This window comes from Cellulomonas bogoriensis 69B4 = DSM 16987 (genome assembly GCF_000767165.1).
Taxonomy (GTDB): Bacteria; Actinomycetota; Actinomycetes; order Actinomycetales; family Cellulomonadaceae; genus Actinotalea; species Actinotalea bogoriensis.
Map to the genome: position 1 here is coordinate 1 of NZ_AXCZ01000359.1, position 1,012 is coordinate 1,012.

The window sequence follows — 1,012 nt, forward strand, 5'->3', positions numbered from 1 at the left end:
CCCGGCAGCCGGCACGCACCAGGTCCGGTCCCGCCCGGCCGGCAGGGTCGCAGCCCACGGGCGGCGGCCGTCCCTGGGTCACCGGTGTGGTGGCGGCCGTCCAGGGTGCGGTCCTGTCGGTGCTGGTGGTGACCGTCCCGGCGGTGGCGGCGTTCGTGGCGACGTCCGCCGACCCGGTGAACGCCGAGCTGGGGTGGACCCGGGCGGCCGTGGTCGGTCTGGTCCTGTGGCTGCTCGGGCACGGCGGGGCGGCCTCCGTGGCCGGCACCACCGTGACACTGGTTCCCCTGGGCCTGACCCTGCTGGTGCTGTTCACCACCTACGCCTCGGCCCGCAGGTCGATGGCTCCCGCCCGCAGCGCGTGGGTCGCGGGCATCGTGACCTACACCACGCTCGTGGTCACCGCGATCGTGCTGACCGGGCCGTCCGGTCCCTGGGGTGCGGGGCCGGCGATGACGTCGCGGGCCGTGGTCGGCGGGGCCCTGGTGGGTGCCGTCGGTCTGGGTGCGGGGGCACCTGCCAGGGGGTCGCTGCGCGAGCTGACCCGCCGGTGGTGGGAGCCCGTGCCGCGGTGGGTGCGCGCGGCGTGCGGTGCGGGCGGCGTGCTGGCCGTGACGTTGCTCGGCGTGGGTGGTGCGCTGACGGTGGTCTGGGTCCTGGCCGGGCGGGCGCCCGCCGGCGACGTCCTCACCGCCCTCGACCTCGATGCGCTGGGCGGGGGCGTCCTGGCCGTCGGGCAGCTGCTCCTGCTGCCGAACCTGGTGCTGTGGGCGGTGGCGTGGGTCGCCGGCCCCGGTTTCGCCGTGGGCGCCGGGACGGTGTACTCCCCGTCCGAGGTGCTCACCGGCCCCCTGCCCGCACTGCCCTTGCTGGGGGCGTTGCCCGCGCAGGTCCCGGACGTCGCGATGTGGGCGCCGGTGCTGGTGGTCGTGGCCGGTGCGCTCGCAGGGCGCTGGCTGTCCCTCGCACTGGTGCGGGAGCGGCCCTGGCACACGGCCGCCGCCTGCGGGAC

At 77.4% G+C, this 1,012-nt stretch carries 1 protein-coding gene; it reads left to right on the forward strand.

Annotated elements, in window-relative coordinates; all coding sequences use genetic code 11:
* Positions 1 to 89 precede the first annotated feature (89 nt).
* Positions 90 to 1,012: cell division protein PerM (locus tag N869_RS15395; RefSeq protein ID WP_156968607.1), on the forward strand; the 923-nt coding region annotated here is incomplete at its 3' end.